The following is an 18,355-nucleotide window of genomic DNA, read 5'->3' on the forward strand; positions in this document are numbered from 1 at the left end:
GCTATTGGATAGTGCTCTTTTTGTAGATAGAAAGGAGTTGAGTTAAATGAAAGAAATAATTGAATGTCCACAGTGTGAAGGAGAGATTACTGCGCAACATATTATTGATCTCCCGCATCCTTTTTCATTCAGATGTCCACACTGCAAGGTGAAGTTAAAAGAAATGAGAATCACACCGTGCTTAATATTAGCAGCAATTTGTATCATTCCACTGTTTATTATAATTGGAGAGAGTATTAAGGAATTACTAGTAAAATATTTTTCTATTATAGATGATGTACCAACTGTACTTATTTTCTTCTTATTTTGTTATCCATTGTATTATTTCTATGAAAAATATAATGCTATATTGTTTATTAAATACGGCTTATTGAAAGTTAAAAGTTGAATTGAATAGGAGATTATCATAATGCTTTGGAAAATATATTTAGTTATTGTAGCAATGTTAGCTATTATTTCGTTAGTAAGGGGCATGTTTCAAACACCAATTCAAAAGTTTGACTTTGTAGTTTCTATTATTACGTGGATAGGGCTCTTTGGTTTTGTATTTGATATACAAATATTAACCTCAATTGTTTGGAAATGTATCTTCTTGTTTAGCGTCATTTGGACTTTAACTGCAGTTTTTGTTTTTCGTTTATATGAGGAGCGAGATGAGCCGTTACCTTTTATATTTAAAGTAATTGGAATTATTCCAACGCTTCCATTATATTACGGATTATATCAATATGCATTTTAAAAAAGACAACGATGGATTATCCCATCATTGTCTTTTTTACTTTGCTTCTTACATAAATCATCCCAGCAAATGTTAATAAAAATGCTGTCCCGATAATGAAGCTGATGCTAGGTGATGCTCCGATTGCGCCGACTGTAAAGGAGCCAGCAACAACTCCTAATGAGAAGAAGGCATAAAATAATCCGAATGCCTTTCCGCGATTATCGTCTGTAGTATTTTCAACGAGTAAAGCGTTAATAGAGGGGAAGAGGATTGCGAATCCAATTCCATAAATCATCATTACGATAAAGAGCATACCTTTTGTAGCAAATAATCCGAGTAAAGATAATGCGAATGCCATAACTGCAATTCCGATTAGCATTAGTTTCGAACGATTAAATCGATCGTAAATACGATTTGTTGGAAGCAAGAAGAAGAGGATAGCAGTTATACCAAATACACTTAACATCATGCCTGTTGTGGATGCTTTAAGCGCTAATGCCTCAACTTTTACTGGTAACATATAAGTGACAATTCCTTGTGAAAACATTAATGTGAAAGCACCAATATATGCTTGTAATAACGGTTCTGATTTTAAAAGTTCAACCATATCTTCTTTGTTCATCATTTGCGTTCTTGATGTATCTTTTCTTGATACGTTATTTGGTAAGAAGAATAGAGATACGATCGTACCAAGAGCCATTAAAATAGAAATAGTAATGAAGACCCATTCTACGCCAGCTGTTGCTTTCATAATACCGCTGAAAGCCGGTCCTACGATTGCGGCTGTTCCAACAGCAGCACCAGATAGAGCCATTGCTTTTCCTTGTCTTTTTGCATTTGTTTGTTTTGATAAAAATGTAAAGGCAGCAGGAATTAAAAAGCCATCACTAAATCCATGCATAAAGCGAATAACTAATAGTTGTTCACCACTTTGAACAACGGTGTATAACAAGACTATGAAACTCGTAATTCCCATGCTTATATAAAGGATTTTTTTTGCACCAAATTTATCGACAGCTGCTCCAGCAATAATATTACCGATCATATTAGCGAATGAGTACATACCGACAACTAGCCCGATAATAAGAGGGGTTCCTCCAAGGCTTTGAGCGAAAGTACTCATAATAGGTAATTGTGAAAATGTATCTAAAAATGCCACGATAACGATAAAGTAAATAAAATATTTCAAGCGATATTCACCTCTCCTATGCTATTATGGCACAATGCTAATTTCACCTGCAATGAAATTGAATTAACAGATGTGGAAAAAAGTACAAAGTGACAAAATATTGAACGTTATTTGTAAAAAATTAGTAGAGATGCGATTGTTTTTTTGAAATATATGGATAGAAGTATTATAATAGAATTGTAAACTTCACCAGGTTAAGTATATACATAGAGAGGGATGTATAAAATGAAAGCACTACTTTGGCATAATCAACGTGATGTACGAGTAGAAGAAGTACCAGAACCAACAGTAAAACCAGGAACAGTGAAAATCAAAGTTAAATGGTGTGGTATTTGTGGGACAGACTTGCATGAATATTTAGCAGGGCCTATTTTTATTCCAACAGAAGAACATCCATTAACACATGTGAAAGCACCTGTTATTTTAGGTCATGAGTTTAGTGGTGAGATAATAGAGATTGGTGAAGGAGTTACATCTCATAAAGTGGGAGACCGCGTTGTTGTAGAACCAATTTATTCTTGTGGTAAATGTGAAGCTTGTAAACATGGACATTACAATGTTTGTGAACAACTTGTTTTCCACGGTCTTGGCGGAGAAGGCGGCGGTTTCTCTGAATATACAGTAGTACCAGAAGATATGGTTCATCACATTCCAGATGAAATGACGTATGAACAAGGTGCGCTTGTAGAACCAGCAGCAGTAGCAGTTCATGCAGTACGTCAAAGTAAATTAAAAGAAGGGGAAGCTGTAGCAGTATTTGGTTGCGGTCCAATTGGACTTCTTGTTATCCAAGCAGCTAAAGCAGCAGGAGCAACTCCTGTTATTGCAGTTGAACTTTCTAAAGAACGTCAAGAGTTAGCGAAATTAGCAGGTGCGGATTATGTATTAAATCCAGCAACTCAAGATGTGTTAGCTGAAATTCGTAACTTAACAAATGGTTTAGGTGTAAATGTTAGCTTTGAAGTAACAGGTGTTGAAGTTGTACTACGTCAAGCGATTGAAAGTACAAGCTTCGAAGGACAAACTGTAATTGTTAGTGTATGGGAAAAAGATGCAACAATTACTCCAAATAACTTAGTATTAAAAGAAAAAGAAGTTATTGGTATTTTAGGATACCGTCACATCTTCCCAGCTGTTATTAAATTAATTAGCTCTGGTCAAATTCAAGCAGAGAAATTAATTACGAAAAAAATTACAGTCGATCAAGTTGTTGAAGAAGGATTTGAAGCACTTGTAAAAGATAAAACACAAGTGAAAATTCTTGTTTCACCTAAATAAGATAGAATCGAATAGAGTAGCCCTTTTCTAGAAATAGAAGAGGGCTACTTTTTTTCTATACTGAAAGGTGATAGACTTTCCTTTGACTAAATGTATTTTTGTTTGGAAGGGAGAATCTAATGCTTTCATTTTTGTTAACTTTAAAGCGAATGTTAAGAGCCTGTTTACGAGCGTGGAAAGATAAAGAATTTCAAGTATTATTCGTATTAACAATTTTGACTTTAATATCGGGTACGATTTTTTATAGTACAGTTGAAGAATTACGTCCTATTGACGCTTTATATTTTAGTGTGGTCACGTTGACGACTGTCGGTGATGGGAATTTTAGTCCGCAAACTGATTTCGGAAAGATATTTACAATCTTATACATATTTATTGGGATTGGATTAGTGTTTGGATTTATTCATAAGTTAGCAGTTAATGTACAATTGCCAAGTATATTATCGAATAGAAAAAAAGAGTAAAGCATTCAGATGCTTTACTCTTTTTTTACATTAGTTTAGACAAGCCTTAATAATAGTTTATTAAAATGAAAGTGTATTCATTCATTATATTCACTGTGTATAAAGTTATAATGATATGAACATTTGCATATTTTAATTTATTGATAGAAATTTCGTGAAAGGTGGGATATTCTAGTCATAGGTTAACCGGACGACATCATAGGATCCTAACAAAATGTTTACAATAATTCAATTATAAAATGGAGGATTTTATATGAAAAAGAAAGTACTTGCTTTAGCGGCAGCTATTACATTAGTTGCTCCATTACAAAGTGTTGCATTTGCTCATGAAAATGATGGGGGACAGAGATTTGGAGTTATTCCGCGCTGGTCTGCTGAAGATAAACATAAAGAAGGCGTGAATTCTCATTTATGGATTGTAAACCGTGCAATTGATATTATGTCTCGTAATACAACACTTGTAAAACAAGATCGAGTTGCACTATTAAATGAATGGCGTACGGAGTTAGAGAACGGTATTTATGCTGCTGACTATGAAAATCCTTATTATGATAATAGCACATTTGCTTCACATTTCTATGACCCTGACAATGGGAAAACTTATATTCCGTATGCAAAGCAGGCAAAGGAAACTGGAGCTAAGTATTTTAAATTAGCTGGTGAGTCTTACAAAAATAAAGATATGAAACAAGCATTCTTCTATTTAGGATTATCTCTTCATTATCTAGGGGATGTAAACCAACCGATGCATGCAGCAAACTTTACGAACCTTTCGTATCCACAAGGGTTCCATTCTAAATATGAAAACTTTGTAGATACGATAAAAGATAACTATAAAGTAACGGATGGAAATGGATATTGGAACTGGAAAGGTACGAATCCAGAAGATTGGATTCATGGAGCGGCAGTAGTTGCGAAACAAGATTACGCTGGCATTGTAAATGATAATACGAAAGATTGGTTCGTGAGAGCCGCTGTATCACAAGAATATGCAGATAAATGGCGCGCTGAAGTTACACCAATGACAGGTAAGCGTTTAATGGATGCACAACGTGTTACTGCTGGATATATTCAGCTTTGGTTTGATACGTACGGAAATCGTTAAGTATTTAAAAAAGGTCAAATCTCAGAATAGAGTATTTGGCCTTTTTATCACTATACAATACATGGAGGTATGAAACGTGAAAGGTAAATTGCTAAAAGGTGTACTTAGCTTAGGTGTTGGTCTAGGAGCTTTATATAGCGGAACGTCAGCTCAAGCAGAAGCGTCTACAAATCAAAACGATACATTAAAAGTGATGACGCATAATGTATATATGCTATCAACAAACTTATATCCGAACTGGGGACAAACTGAGCGTGCTGATTTAATCGGGGCGGCAGATTATATAAAGAATCAAGACGTAGTTATATTAAATGAAGTGTTTGATAATAGCGCATCAGATCGTTTATTAGGGAATTTGAAGAAAGAATATCCAAATCAAACAGCAGTATTAGGTCGTAGTAGTGGAAGTGAATGGGATAAAACGTTAGGAAACTATTCATCTTCAACTCCTGAAGATGGTGGCGTTGCGATTGTGAGCAAATGGCCAATCGCTGAAAAGATTCAATATGTATTTGCAAAAGGATGCGGGCCAGATAATTTATCGAATAAAGGATTTGTATACACGAAAATTAAGAAAAATGATCACTTTGTTCATGTAATTGGTACGCATTTGCAAGCGGAAGATAGTATGTGCGGAAAAACTTCACCTGCATCTGTACGTACAGACCAATTAAAAGAAATTCAAGACTTTATTAAAAATAAAAATATACCAAATAATGAGTATGTGTTAATTGGTGGTGATATGAACGTAAATAAAATAAATGCAGAGAACAAGAATGACTCAGAGTATGCATCTATGTTTAAAACATTGAACGCTTCTGTACCATCTTATACTGGACATACAGCGACTTGGGACGCAACGACAAACAGTATTGCAAAATATAATTTCCCTGATAGTCCTGCTGAGTATTTAGATTATATTATTGCAAGTAAAGACCATGCGAACCCATCGTATATAGAGAATAAGGTGTTACAGCCGCAATCTCCACAATGGACTGTTACATCATGGTTCCAAAAATATATGTATAATGATTACTCTGATCATTATCCAGTAGAGGCGACTATTTCTATGAAGTAGTTTCAAAAAGTTTCTTCGTAAAGAAGAAACTTTTTTTATTTGCAAACAGGAAAATCACACTTTCTTTCCAATATGTATAAGACATATTGAGAAGAGGAGAGAAAAATGTGGATCGAGGAATTTTTAAAGAAGTTCCATTACCGTGTGCATTTTTGGATGAAGTGGCTTTAGATAGAAATATTCAATCGATTATAGAGTTAAGTGGAAATAAAAAGATTCGTATAGCGAGTAAATCGTTACGCTCTGTTCCGATTATGCAAAAGATACTAGCTACAAATAATCGATTTCAAGGTATTATGTGCTTTTCACCTAGAGAGATTTTATTTTTAATAGAACAAGGATTTAATGATTTATTGCTTGGATATCCTGCTTACGATGAAAGAGCTCTGTATGAAATTAGTTTGTTAACAAAGAAAGGTTTCATTATAACTTGTATGGTGGATTGTGAAGAGCATATTGTGTATTTAGAAAACATTGCTGAGCAATCTAAAGGATGTTTTCGTGTTTGTTTGGATATTGATATGAGTAGTCGCTTCTTTCAATTTCATTTTGGTGTACAAAGGTCCCCAGTAAAAAATGTGCAGGATGCGTTGAAAGTAGTAGAAAAGGTGAGAAGGTCATCATATTTAATGTTAGATGGTGTAATGGGATATGAAGCTCAAATTGCCGGGGTGGGCGATTATATACCGAATCAATGGTTGAAAAGTAAAGTGATTTCGTATTTAAAGCAGAAATCAGTGCTAGAAGTTAAAGAAAGAAGAGAACATATTGTAAAAGCAATACAAAACATTGGTATTGAGCTAAGGTTTGTAAATGGAGGCGGAACAGGAAGCATAAAAACAACCGAGAAAGATAATTCAGTTTCAGAGATTACAATAGGTTCTGCTTTTTATTCTCCGAAGCTGTTTGATTATTATAAAGAGGTGAAATTTCATCCAGCGGTCGGATTTGCCTTACCAGTTGTGCGTAAACCAGTCCCGTTTATTTACACTTGCCTAGGTGGTGGATATATTGCTTCAGGAGCAGTTGGAAAAGATAAAGAGCCTGAAGTTTGGAGACCGAAGGGTGCAAAATTATTAGCTTTAGAAGGTGCTGGCGAGGTACAAACGCCAATTTTTTATAACGGCGAGGAACGAGTGGATATAGGAGAGACCATTTTGTTTCGTCATAGTAAGGCTGGTGAATTATGTGAACGCTTTCCTTTTTTGTATCGTGTTAAAAAAGGAGAGATTGTCGGGGAGTATTCAACATATCGGGGGGATGGCCAATGCTTTCTATAAAGGGACAAAAGTGGAGAAATTGGACAGGGAATGTAGAAGGAACGCCGCATTATACGATGTATCCAGAAAGTATACAAGATGTAGTAGAAGTTGTGGGGCTTGCGCGAAAAAAGGGAAAGAAAATTCGTGTTGTCGGTTCAGGACACTCGTTTACCCCCCTTGTGCAAACGGAAGAAGTTTTAGTTTCTTTAGATGAATTGAAGGGTATTGTGAATATTGATGCAGAGAAGATGGTTGCTGAAGTATGGGCAGGAACAAAGTTATATGATTTAGGGAAGTTACTTGAGGAAAAAGGTTATGCGCAAGAAAATTTAGGGGATATTGATTCGCAATCTATTGCAGGAGCGATTAGTACGGGGACTCATGGAACGGGTATTACCTTTGGGAGTTTATCAACACAAGTTATAGAGATTACGGCAGTTCTATCTAATGGTGAGAGTATAGTTTGTTCGGAAGCTGAGAACGTAGAATATTGGAGAGCGTTTCAGTTGTCACTTGGAATGTTAGGTATCATTGTAAAGATAAAATTGAAGGTTATTCCAGCGTATTCACTCGTTTATGAAAGTGAAAAACAGTCATTATCCACTGTAATGAACAAACTAGAAGAATATAAGAAGCATCGTCATTTTGAATTTTTCGTTTTTCCTTATTCTGATGAAGTACAAGTGAAACTTACGAACGAAACAACGAATAAAGGCAGTGATTTGAAATGGCATAAACTAAAGGTGGAGTTACTTGAAAATAGGATGTTCTCTTTACTATCTAAAGGATGTAAATGGTTTCCTTCTATAAGTAAAGGCGTGAGTCGATTATCAGCTAAAGCTGTACCAAACACAAAAATAATTGGCCCGAGCTATGAAGTATTTGCTACATCACGTACGGTGCCATTTTATGAAATGGAGTATAGCATTCCTTCAAAGTATATGAGGACGGTTGTAGAAGAAATCTCAAATCTTATTGAAAAGAAAAAGTATAAGGTGCACTTCCCAATCGAATGCCGCTATGTGAAAGGGGATGATATATGGCTTAGTCCGGCCTATGGAAGAGATTCAGCATATATCGCTGTTCATATGTATAAAGGTATGAAATATGCTGCTTACTTTGGCGAAGTGGAAAAGATTTTTCTGAAGTATGAAGGGCGTCCACATTGGGGGAAAATGCATACATTATCGTATGAGCAATTACAATATATATATCCAAAGTTTCATTCGTTTTTACAGGTGAGGAAATCTCTAGATGAACTTGGAATGTTTTTTAATCCTTATGCGGAGAAGTTATTTATCCCGCTATTTGTCAGGCAGTAAGACCCCTACCTCAAAATTCAGTGGAAGCAAAGAAGTTAGGTGAGGGCTAATTAAAGTTTCACATTATGTATATGAAAAAGCTGACAAATAATTATTTGTCAGCTTTTTTTAGTGTAATTGCATTTCTTGTATGACTAATATGTTCATAAAATAGTAGTTTATCACGGCTAAATACATGTAGTAAAACATGAATAATAAATAGGCCGTTAATAATGAATAGGAATAATAATGTAACGAGTAATACTAAAGGCTCTGTGTGATTTAAAATAGAGCTACTAGAAAGAATATAATTGATTCCACCTAACGCAAAATAAAATATACCGTAGCGAATAAATAGTTCTTTTAATGTAATACGATTTGATTTTCCTTTCACGTGAATGCGAAGCAATGCTTTCCCAATTGTTTTTCCGTTAGTAAAGTATGGAATAATAATAAAGTAAATAAGGATTGAACACGTAATGAAAATGAGTTCATACATATTGGTGTAAGATTGCATATTAGAAACGAAGAAAGAATTTCCTTTGTTTTTAACGACAGGTACGACGATAGATAAGAAAATCCAATCAATTTGCATCGCGATAAGGCGACGAATGAATCCGACTGGTTTCGTTTCCAAATCAATATGACTATCTAACTCGTTTGTCTTCGGAAGGAAGTACGTAAATATTGGTGCAATGATAAAACCAATTACGCCACCTAATGTATTTAAAAACAAATCATCGATATCAAATAATCGGTATGCACAATTGTATATACCGTATAATCCAGTCACTTGTGTTAGCTCGAAAAATAGTGAAAGGAAAAAGGAAATGCAAATTGTTTGTAAGAAACTACGTCGGAAATAATAACGTAAGTAAATACCGAATGGAACAGTTAATAGAACGTTAAAGGCAACTTGTAAAAACGCAGACTCTTTTAATAAGTAGAAATAAGTAGCTGGTTTCTTTAAAACTGCCGATGTATGACTACTAATCTCTTGTATGAAATAAAATGGTGCGAGTTGCATGTGTTGTGTATTAGCCGGTTGTAGGCTACAAGTATCAAACGTTTGTGGCAACGGCAAAATAACAAGAAAATAGGCATTTAATAAGTAAAGTAATAATGAGTATAAAATAAATGAGCGCCATTTATTTAAATAACCGTATTTTCGATAATTAAATATTAAAAAAGGGATTAAAAGAAACATTGCTAAAAAAGGAAATAAAATAAATGCTGTTTTCACTGGAAATAAATATGCAGTCAAAGTAAAACTCCTTTCAATAAAAATTCGTTTATCATTATAGCGCTAAAAATATTTAAATACAAAGTTAAAAACTTTCGAAATAGAAAAAATTAATAATTTGATAGGAATTAAGTTATAATAAATTAATATAAGGATATTGTGATTTCATAAGTTGAGAGAGGGTACAAGAGATGCGATATGAACTTTTTTCTGTAAGTGGGGATCATATTACGACTTTTGAAAGTGCATGGCGTTTTCAGGAGGGAGAACAGATTTTTGTTCATGATGATCAAACAAAACGAAACTTTATTATTATTCGGCTGACGCATGATGTATTTCAACAAAATAAACATGTTATTCGTTTGTATTGTCAAGAGAAGAAAGTGTATGCATAAGAGAAGCCCTCTTACAGTATGAAAAGTAAGAGGGTCCTTATCTCGTTATTTGTGAATAGCGCGATTGATGAGAGCTGATTAAAGTTTCACTGCCCCTCGTAAGGAATAAAAAGAGAAGGGTTAATGCACATAGGTAGCATTTGATTTGGAAGAAAGGATATAGCCTTGTATTTTGTGCTTCAAAGTTTCATTGCCTTCTCTTTGAGAAAGCCATTTATGGTAATCTTGTTGTGTTTTCCATAACATACGAATCATATATTCTGCTTTATCATTTGTACGATGAACATGTGAAAACTCTATGTTAATACAACCGTTCGTTCCAGGGGAAGGATAATTTTGTTTAAGCCCATAAAGTAGCTCATTTTCATATTCGTACTTAATGTGAATGAGTTTAGTAACTATAAACATATAAACACCTCTTTTACGATAATAGTAGGAAAGATAGAATTACTGTAATAGTGAACTCGATAAATATTATAACATTCTGAAAATTATAAGTGAATAATAGGTTTTAACTTAATAAAGGTATAAAAAAGCGAGTCATTCTATTACACTAGATGACTCGCTTTTAATTTGTAAGTTTTACTTTATAAGAAAATAAGAGTAAGTACACCTACGATAATACAATAGAAAGAGAAATATTTTAAATTTCCTTTTGCCATAATGTTCATAAACCATTTTAGTGAAATATACGTCATGATAAATGTTGCGATGAATGCAACGACATATGGTACGAATAATGTGTCTAGATTTGGGTCATTTGCAATGTCTGTAATGCTTAACAATAAGCCACCTAAGCTAACAGGAATGTATAGTAAGAATGAGAAGCGAAGAGCTGTTTCTTGCTTCATACCAAGTAACATTGCTGCTACGATTGTGGCACCAGATCGGCTTATTCCGGGAATCAGTGCACAAGCTTGTGCTAATCCGACGATGATTGCATCTTTCATAGAAAGGTCGCCATCATTTTTACGACCGCGTAAATTTCTAATAATCCAAAGGCCGACAGCAGTAATAAGAAGGGAAATCCCAACCATCTTCACACCTTTTAAGTACTGATCGATGTAATCTTTAAATAAAACACCAATAACACCTGCTGGAATGGTTGCAATAACAAGATAAATAATAAAGAAGAAATCTGATTTTGCGTCTTCTGCTCTTGTAAATATATAAGAGAGACCATTCTTCGTTAGACGAATTAAATCATTTCTATAAATAAGTAATACAGCTAATAATGAAGCTGAATTAACAAGTAGTTCGAAGCTAAACCCTTCTATTTTTAGTCCTAGCAAATGTTGTGCTAAAACGAGATGACCACTTGAAGAAATCGGAATTGGTTCTGTTAGTCCTTGGAACAGACCGAGAATTAAATATTTTAAAACGTAGTAAAATTGTTCCATAATAACCTCCTTGTTTATTAGTTGAAAGAAACAACTTTTCCATTATAACAAAGATATGGATGAATATTGAAAAGAAATAAATATTCAAAATAAAATAAAAATCCCTTATAGCAGTATAAGGGATTCTTAATTTTAATTAAGAAGTCACTGTTCCTTGAAGACTTTTAGACAATTGAACATCGACTTTTTCAGCATCATGAATATGATTCATAATAGTAGTATTTAATTTTTGGAACATTTGTTGTGTGTTAGCAAATTCTCGTAATATGTCATCATTACAAGACTTTTGGTTTTCGATAGCCTTAATAACATTTGTAGCACCATTTTGTAACGTTTGAATCATAACTAAAATATTTTCAATTCTAGCATTTGTATCGGCGCTCATTTCTACACCTTCATCGACTAAATGTAAATTATCTTTTGTGTTATCATATGCTTTTTCAATTTCTTCTTGAATTTTTTTCGTTAAGTTGCCGATGTTTTTTGTACTTTCTGCTGTACTTTCCGCTAGTTTTCTTACTTCATTGGCAACGACAGCGAATCCTTTACCGTGCTCTCCAGCACGCGCTGCTTCAATACTCGCATTTAAAGCAAGTAAATTTGTTTGTGCTGCAATGTTTTGAATGACTTCTACAATTTGCTCGATTTCCTTTGAGCGTTCGCTTAAATGATTCATACTATTAGACGTGCGTTGAGATTGTTCACCTAATTTATTAATTACAATAAGTAAGCGGTGAACGGATTCTTTTCCTTCATTAGAGCAGTCAATAATTTCTGCAATAGACTGAATTAAGCTTTGTTCCTTTTGTAACATTTCATTATTTAACTCATTGGAATGTGTCGTACGTGTTGAAACATTTTCGAAACATGAACTTAATTGTTGAACTAAAGTTTGAAGTGTATTATGTTGGTTATTTACAAGTTGATGCTCTTGGATAACGCTTTGTACACGATCGTGGATAGTAGAAATAGTCTCTTGCTTTTCGATATCTTTTTGTTTTAATTCTGCTTCTAATTCTTGTATATGCTCTTCTAATTGAGCAATTGTATGTTGGAGTGATTTTTTTTGAGTAAACATGTATTTATTTCAACCGCCTTCGAAAGTTATATTTTCTCTATATTTGGATTTTAGCATCTTTTGTATTTTTTAAATATAGGAATTGTTAAATATTTAAGAATCTATTACATTTTATTCATAATTCTCTTTTTTTTGTCACGAAAAATAAACTGTATTTAATCGTTTTGTAAACAAACTGTAAAATAAATCATGTATAACTGTATAAGAAGGGAGTCGGATTATGAACTATTTTAAGCGAATCAGCTGTCTAGTATTAGCAGGAATTATCGGTCTTTCTAGTACAGTCGCTGTTAAAGCAGAGTCAAACGACGAGAAACTTAACAACATGCAACAGCAATTGCAACAAAACGATGCAGAAATGCAAAAGAAAGAGCAAGAGAAGCAAGCTGTTAGTAAAGAAATTAAAGGTATCGAAAACGAACTACATAATTTAAATAATACAATTGCAAAAAATAAAGAGGATCAAGCTGCTATTCAACGTAAAATCGATGAAACACATAAGCAGATTGAGCAAAAAAAGCAAGAAATTGTCGTTTTGGAGGATAAAGTCCTTGCTCGTAAAGATATTATGAGAAAACGTATGGTTTCTGTTCAAAACAGTTCAAATACAAGTTTAGTAGTAGAAGTTGTAGTAGAGTCAAAAAACTTTGCAGACTTCTTACAACGTATGAACGCAGTTTCTACTATTCTAGAAGCTGATAAAGAAATTTTACGTCTACAAGAACAAGATCTTCGTCAAATTGAAGAAGATAAGAAAACAATTGACGAAAAAGAAGCATCTTTAGTAGTAGACAAACAAAAATTAGCAAAAGCGCAAGCTGAACTGCAAGATAACTTGAAGAAGCGTCAAGATAACTTACAAACAGTTCAAGCTAAATATAATGAAGTTGCAAGTGAACTTAATTTAGCAGCGGAAGAAAAAGCTAAAATTGAATCAAATATGAAGACAGTACAAGAAACGATTGCTCGTGAGCAAGAAGCAGCAAGAATCGCAGCGGAAGAGCGTGCAAAAGCAGAAGCGGCTGCAAAAGCAGAGCAAGAAGCTTTAGCGAAAGCACAAGCAGAAATTGCTGAAAAGCAAAAGCAGGAAAAAGCTAGTAAACCAGCTGAACCTGTAGCAAAAAATACAGAAACACAGCCTAAGCCTGATACGAAACCAACTCAAGGTGGAAAAGAATTTTACGTAACAGCAACCGCTTATACAGCTGACCCATCTGAAAATGGCTATAAACCGGGTGAAACTGTAAAATCTAAGTTAGGACATAATTTAACTGCAAATCCAAACATGAAATTAATTGCTGTAGATCCATCTGTTATCCCATTAGGTTCTACTGTATATGTAGAAGGATATGGAACAGCAATTGCTGGAGATACTGGTAGTGCAATAAAAGGGCATATCATTGATTTATTAATGCCAAATTCAGCTCAAGCTAATGACTGGGGTAGAAGAACAGTTAAAGTTAAAATTTTAAATTAATATGTAATCCAACTTTACAATACGTAGAGTTGGATTTTTTTATAATAATAATGTTAAGTTGAGTTTACATTTTGTTAAGGATAGCATACAATAATGGTGAGAGGTGGTAAATTTGACCATTTTAAACAGAGTAAAAGAATTAAGAGCTCGTTTTAACTTTACGCAAAGCGTATTAGCAGAAAAGGTTGGAGTAACGAGACAAACAATTGCAGCAATTGAAAAAGGGGATTACGTTCCTTCGTTGTTATTAGCACTTACGATTTGTGATGTGTTCCAGTTAAAGATGGAAGATGTGTTTGTTTTAAATAAGGAGGGAGAAGAGGATGAATAGAATTGTTTTTTCTTATATTATAAATGTACTCTATACTGCACTAGCATGTTGGACATTTGTTGAATTTTATAGTGTTATTACAGAGTTAGCAGATATGATTAAAAACGAGAAATTCCCGTTTGAAGTATGGTTTAATGGAGTACCATTCATTTTATTATTTATTGGAGCAATTATAGTTACAATTTTTTATCGAATTCAAAAGAAAAAATATAAGAATTTATCTTTTTGGATGTATCCATTATTATTTCCACTAGAAGATGAACGTGAAAAAGCGATTACGGATAAAGCTTGTAGAACAACATTTGTATCGTTATGGTTTGTGTTACCTTGTGCAGTTGGATTTTTAACTTTTTCGCCTATTATTAATGAATATCTTCCTGGATACCCATTATATATTCTATTTTCTATTTTCTTTATTCAAATGACAGTATTTCACGTATCACTATACAGAAATAAATTAGCTTAAAAAGAAACCTTCTTGCACCGGCAAGAAGGTTTCTTTTCAGCTAATACTTGTACATATGACGATATTATTTTATCATTTTATATAGAGTAAGATTTTGTAAGGGAAAGGAACTGTGTATGAATAAGCAAAGAATTTATAGTATAGTAGCAATTCTGCTATTTGTTGTAGGTGGCGTGTTAATTGGAAAGCCATTTTATGATGGATATCAGGCTGAAAAGAAACAGACTGAAAATGTGCAGGCTGTTCAAAAGATGGATTATGAAAAGCATGAGACGGAATTTGTAGATGCTTCCAAAATTAATCAACCAGACTTGGCGGAAGTAGCGAATGCATCATTAGATAAGAAACAAGTAATTGGTCGTATTTCGATTCCAAGTGTTTCAGTAGAACTGCCTGTTTTAAAAGCTTCTACTGAAAAAAACTTATTATCAGGTGCAGCGACAGTAAAAGAGAATCAAGTTATGGGAAAAGGAAATTACGCATTAGCAGGACATAATATGTCTAAAAAAGGTGTTTTATTTAGTGATATAGCTTCTTTGAAAAAAGGCGATAAAATTTATTTGTATGACAATGAAAATGAATATGAGTATGCGGTTACTGGTGTATCTGAAGTGACTCCTGATAAGTGGGAAGTTGTAGAGGATCATGGGAAAGATGAGATAACGCTTATTACATGTGTATCTGTAAAGGATAATTCTAAGCGTTATGTTGTTGCTGGTGATTTAGTAGGAACGAAGGCGAAGAAGTAAAAAAGAAGGTGAACTCTTTAAAGAGTTCACCTTCTTTTTTACTAATGTTGAGAAATAATAGAATATTTCGGTTCGTATTTAAGTATTCTTCTATTTATGTATAATAAAGTTAGAATTCTATATTTTGGGAGGAACAAGAGTGAGACAACAGGTGAAGAAACTTCTTTTAACAACGAGTATAGCGTTATTGGTAGCTCCAATTTCAGCTTATGCGCATCCAGGGCGTACAGATGCTAATGGCGGACATACATGTCGTACAAATTGTGAGAAGTGGGGATTACAGTACGGGGAATATCATTATCACAATAAACCAGCTTCTAGTAGTGGCGCAACGAGCCCAGCTCCTAGTCAGAATAATAATAGTGCTGTAGAAGCTGAGAGACAAGCAGAAGCACAGCGCAATACTGAGGCTGAAAAACAACGTGCTGCAGAAGCACAGCGTAAAGCTGAAGAAGAGAGACAACGTGTAGCCGAGGAACAAAGAAAAGCTGAAGAGGCACGTAAGCAAGAGGAAGCGCAGCGCCAAGCTGATATGGAAAAAGGTCAACTTGAAGGTCAAAAGAATGGAGAAACTGATTTTAAAGCAGGAAAAAATGATGCAGAAGTGCATGTAGCTGGAAAATCTGATGCATATAAACAAGCGTTTAAAGCGACTTATGCAGCCGCATGGTCTTTAGAAGAGCAGAAGAAAACGCATTTTGAAAAAGGAAAAGAACAAGGTTTAGCACAAGAGACGATGGACGATAGTCAAGTTGCTCCAGAGTTTAAGGTAAACTTTGCAGACGGGTTCAAAGTAGGGAATAAAGAAAGAACAGAAAAAATTGAAAAAGAGCAAGCTGAATTAGGGGAAAAGACAGGGAAAGAACTAGCTGAAAAGAATCCTGAAAATAGAGAGAAAGAAGTATACGTGAAGGCATATGAAACAGCGTATGAAAAAGGCTATAAGTCTACAAAAAAGGCAGTAGAAAAGGCTGGCTATAAGTATGCATTTGAAAACTATGATTTAAAAGTTCCTGCTAAGTATGAACGAAATGAATTGTTAAAGAAGTGGTTTACTGAAGGATTTAAATCGAATAAAAAAGCAGCGGAAATTCGAGAAGAAGGGTATAAAAAAGGAGACAGCTGGTTCTCATTCTTCTATAAGAGTTTCGTACCAAGTGAATATAAAGAACATAAAGAGCTGTACGAACAAGCAATAGAAAAAGGTAAAACAGCATAAAAAAGATGAGGAGAAATTCCTCATCTTTTTTAATCCATCCATTTCACTAATTTCTTAGAAATTAATAATAAAACACAGCCTAATACAATTGCCACAGCGCCAATAACTGTGAATACTTCAGCGTATCCAAGTGAAGTTGTGAAGCTTGCGAGTTGTCCGCCTAAAATGTTGGCGATACCTGAACTTGCTAGCCATACACCCATTAATAAAGATGCTAATTTTACCGGAGCAAGCGCACTAACCATTGATAGTCCGACAGGTGATAAGAATAGCTCACCTAACGTATGGAAAAGATACGTAAAGACGATAAACAGTAAGTTTGCTTTTTCTGTAATGTTATGTTCATCACTACCTGTTTTTAATGTAGCGATAACGAGAATGATATAACCGATACCGAGTAAGATCATACCAAGTCCCATTTTAGTTGGGATTTTTAAATCACCCTGCTTGCGAGTTGCAAGTTTTGCCCATAATGCAGAAATGACTGGAGCAAGTAAAATAATAAATAATGGATTGACCGATTGGAACCAAGATGTTGGAACTTCCCATCCGAACACAGAGCGGTCTACAAATTTGTTTGTATATAATGTTAATGAGCTACCAGCTTGTTCAAAGCCAGCCCAGAAGAAGACAACGAAGCATGTTAAAATGACGATAACTGCGGTACGTTGTTTTTCTTTTTTTGTTAACGGTGTATCTCCTACTGATGGTTGTCCAGCAGCTGTTTGTAAATCACGAGTTGGTTTTTTACCGATATTACCAAGGAAGCGATTTGATAGTGTTGTAAATAAAATTTGTCCAATGATCATTCCGATTGAAGCGGCTAAGAAACCGTAACGGAATCCGTAATGTACAACGCCATCAACTGTTGTTTTGAATAAATTTTCTGATAAAAATCCGCAAACGAGTGGAGCTAAAAATGACCCGACGTTAATACCCATATAGAAAATGGTAAATGCACTATCACGTTTTGGATCGTTCTCTTCGTATAATTCTCCAACCAGTGTAGAGATGTTCGGTTTGAAGAATCCGTTACCTATAATAATAAGCGCTAATCCGAGGTATAGGCCTAATTGGTTTTGCAAGGCAAATAGTGTAAGGTTACCGATTGCCATTGTTATACCACCAATTGTGATTGCTTTTCGTCTACCTAGAAAACGGTCTGTTAAGTAGCCACCAATCATTGGTGTGAAATAACAGGCTCCAGTATAAAATCCGTAAATAGAGAGTGCCCATGCGGGACTAAACCCAAGACCACCGCTTACTAAAGCTGTCGTTAAATATAATGTTAATAATCCTCGTAATCCATAGTAACTAAATCTTTCCCACATTTCTGTAAAGAAGAGTAAGTATAAACCTGGAGGATGTTTCTTTTTTCTTTGTTGTTCTCTTTCTAGTTGTATCGCTGATTCCATGTTATTTTCCTCCTGACACAAACAAAAACAAAGTTAATAATTTTGTACATTTAATATTTTACCTTATTAACTATTATAAGTCAATAAAGGTTGATTTTTCAGAAGAAATTGGAAAAGAGGAATAGCTATAGAATGGGTGTTTCTTTTGTGATAGACTATGGACTATGTTTTCTTTGTAAGGAAG

Annotated in this window: 19 protein-coding genes and 1 pseudogene; 14 read left to right on the forward strand and 6 right to left on the reverse strand. The window is 34.3% G+C overall.

All coding sequences use genetic code 11. The annotated features are described in order from the left end of the window. The first annotated feature begins 46 nt into the window (after positions 1 to 46). Together ACTFRY_RS27000 and ACTFRY_RS27005 are read left to right on the forward strand one after the other, a co-directional pair. Positions 47 to 388 (forward strand): hypothetical protein, encoded by a 342-nt coding sequence (locus ACTFRY_RS27000; protein ID WP_000658666.1) that lies wholly within the window; start codon positions 47 to 49, stop codon positions 386 to 388. A 21-nt stretch (positions 389 to 409) separates the two neighbouring features. Beyond that, entirely contained in the window at positions 410 to 739 is a 330-nt protein-coding gene (locus tag ACTFRY_RS27005; RefSeq protein WP_000964467.1) for a hypothetical protein, read from the forward strand. Positions 740 to 755: 16 nt separating this feature from the next. Here ACTFRY_RS27005 and ACTFRY_RS27010 read toward each other — a convergent pair whose 3' ends face one another. After that, positions 756 to 1,910: an MFS transporter gene (locus ACTFRY_RS27010; RefSeq protein WP_098616444.1), complete on the reverse strand. Its 1,155-nt coding sequence runs from the start codon at positions 1,908 to 1,910 to the stop codon at positions 756 to 758. Between the two features lie 225 nt (positions 1,911 to 2,135). Here ACTFRY_RS27010 and bdhA point away from each other — a divergent pair, with 225 nt between their 5' ends. The 6 genes from bdhA (at position 2,136) to ACTFRY_RS27040 (ending at position 8,419) form a co-directional block, all read left to right on the forward strand. Beyond that, positions 2,136 to 3,188, forward strand: a complete 1,053-nt coding sequence (gene bdhA / locus ACTFRY_RS27015; RefSeq protein WP_016117171.1) for a (R,R)-butanediol dehydrogenase — start codon at positions 2,136 to 2,138, stop codon at positions 3,186 to 3,188. Between the two features lie 119 nt (positions 3,189 to 3,307). Beyond that, positions 3,308 to 3,652 carry a potassium channel family protein gene (locus ACTFRY_RS27020; RefSeq protein ID WP_000948209.1) on the forward strand — a complete coding sequence of 115 codons (345 nt, stop codon included), beginning with the start codon at positions 3,308 to 3,310 and terminating at the stop codon, positions 3,650 to 3,652. Positions 3,653 to 3,905: 253 nt separating this feature from the next. Next, entirely contained in the window at positions 3,906 to 4,757 is an 852-nt protein-coding gene (gene cerA / locus ACTFRY_RS27025; protein ID WP_000730997.1) for a phospholipase CerA, read from the forward strand. 76 nt (positions 4,758 to 4,833) lie between these two features. Beyond that, on the forward strand, positions 4,834 to 5,835 hold the full coding sequence (gene sph, locus ACTFRY_RS27030) for a sphingomyelinase C (RefSeq protein ID WP_000676788.1): 1,002 nt from the start codon (positions 4,834 to 4,836) through the stop codon (positions 5,833 to 5,835). Between the two features lie 107 nt (positions 5,836 to 5,942). After that, on the forward strand, positions 5,943 to 7,115 hold the full coding sequence (locus ACTFRY_RS27035) for an amino acid deaminase/aldolase (protein ID WP_000373762.1): 1,173 nt from the start codon (positions 5,943 to 5,945) through the stop codon (positions 7,113 to 7,115). Beyond that, positions 7,103 to 8,419 carry a D-arabinono-1,4-lactone oxidase gene (locus ACTFRY_RS27040; protein WP_098616443.1) on the forward strand — a complete coding sequence of 439 codons (1,317 nt, stop codon included), beginning with the start codon at positions 7,103 to 7,105 and terminating at the stop codon, positions 8,417 to 8,419. The genes ACTFRY_RS27035 and ACTFRY_RS27040 overlap by 13 nt, the downstream gene beginning before the upstream one ends. A gap of 91 nt (positions 8,420 to 8,510) precedes the next feature. On the opposite strand, the gene ACTFRY_RS27045 is transcribed toward ACTFRY_RS27040, so the two are convergent. Then, complete coding sequence (locus ACTFRY_RS27045) at positions 8,511 to 9,662, reverse strand: VanZ family protein (protein ID WP_098616442.1); 1,152 nt, start codon at positions 9,660 to 9,662, stop codon at positions 8,511 to 8,513. Positions 9,663 to 9,832: 170 nt separating this feature from the next. On the opposite strand from ACTFRY_RS27045, the gene ACTFRY_RS27050 reads away from it, so the two are divergent. Then, entirely contained in the window at positions 9,833 to 10,036 is a 204-nt protein-coding gene (locus tag ACTFRY_RS27050; protein ID WP_001268332.1) for a hypothetical protein, read from the forward strand. Positions 10,037 to 10,156: 120 nt separating this feature from the next. Here the strand turns inward: ACTFRY_RS27050 and ACTFRY_RS27055 are convergent, their stop codons facing one another. The 3 genes and pseudogenes from ACTFRY_RS27055 to ACTFRY_RS27065 form a co-directional block, all read right to left on the reverse strand. Then, complete coding sequence (locus ACTFRY_RS27055; protein WP_098616441.1) at positions 10,157 to 10,444, reverse strand: antibiotic biosynthesis monooxygenase; 288 nt, start codon at positions 10,442 to 10,444, stop codon at positions 10,157 to 10,159. Between the two features lie 179 nt (positions 10,445 to 10,623). Continuing rightward, positions 10,624 to 11,436 (reverse strand): undecaprenyl-diphosphate phosphatase, encoded by an 813-nt coding sequence (locus ACTFRY_RS27060; protein WP_000434794.1) that lies wholly within the window; start codon positions 11,434 to 11,436, stop codon positions 10,624 to 10,626. A 136-nt stretch (positions 11,437 to 11,572) separates the two neighbouring features. Beyond that, positions 11,573 to 12,103: pseudogene (locus ACTFRY_RS27065) on the reverse strand (methyl-accepting chemotaxis protein); the annotation flags it as partial. 631 nt (positions 12,104 to 12,734) lie between these two features. On the opposite strand from ACTFRY_RS27065, the gene ACTFRY_RS27070 reads away from it, so the two are divergent. The 5 genes from ACTFRY_RS27070 to ACTFRY_RS27090 all read left to right on the forward strand — a co-directional run bounded on the left by ACTFRY_RS27070 (position 12,735) and on the right by ACTFRY_RS27090 (position 16,756). Beyond that, on the forward strand, positions 12,735 to 13,991 hold the full coding sequence (locus ACTFRY_RS27070) for a 3D domain-containing protein (protein ID WP_098616439.1): 1,257 nt from the start codon (positions 12,735 to 12,737) through the stop codon (positions 13,989 to 13,991). Between the two features lie 112 nt (positions 13,992 to 14,103). Further along, positions 14,104 to 14,322, forward strand: coding sequence for a helix-turn-helix transcriptional regulator (locus tag ACTFRY_RS27075; protein WP_000154019.1), 219 nt, complete (start codon positions 14,104 to 14,106; stop codon positions 14,320 to 14,322). Beyond that, entirely contained in the window at positions 14,315 to 14,788 is a 474-nt protein-coding gene (locus tag ACTFRY_RS27080) for a DUF2178 domain-containing protein (protein ID WP_098616438.1), read from the forward strand. Before ACTFRY_RS27075 ends, ACTFRY_RS27080 begins: the two co-directional genes overlap by 8 nt. Positions 14,789 to 14,904: 116 nt before the next feature. Further along, positions 14,905 to 15,537, forward strand: coding sequence for a class A sortase (locus ACTFRY_RS27085; protein WP_001041724.1), 633 nt, complete (start codon positions 14,905 to 14,907; stop codon positions 15,535 to 15,537). A gap of 139 nt (positions 15,538 to 15,676) precedes the next feature. Beyond that, positions 15,677 to 16,756, forward strand: a complete 1,080-nt coding sequence (locus ACTFRY_RS27090) for a YHYH domain-containing protein (protein ID WP_001249811.1) — start codon at positions 15,677 to 15,679, stop codon at positions 16,754 to 16,756. A gap of 29 nt (positions 16,757 to 16,785) precedes the next feature. On the opposite strand, the gene ACTFRY_RS27095 is transcribed toward ACTFRY_RS27090, so the two are convergent. Then, entirely contained in the window at positions 16,786 to 18,171 is a 1,386-nt protein-coding gene (locus ACTFRY_RS27095; RefSeq protein WP_000443143.1) for a peptide MFS transporter, read from the reverse strand. Between the last annotated feature and the right edge of the window lie 184 nt (positions 18,172 to 18,355).

This window comes from Bacillus cereus group sp. MYBK195-1 (assembly GCF_051916605.1).
GTDB classification, from domain to species: domain Bacteria; phylum Bacillota; class Bacilli; order Bacillales; family Bacillaceae_G; genus Bacillus_A; species Bacillus_A cereus.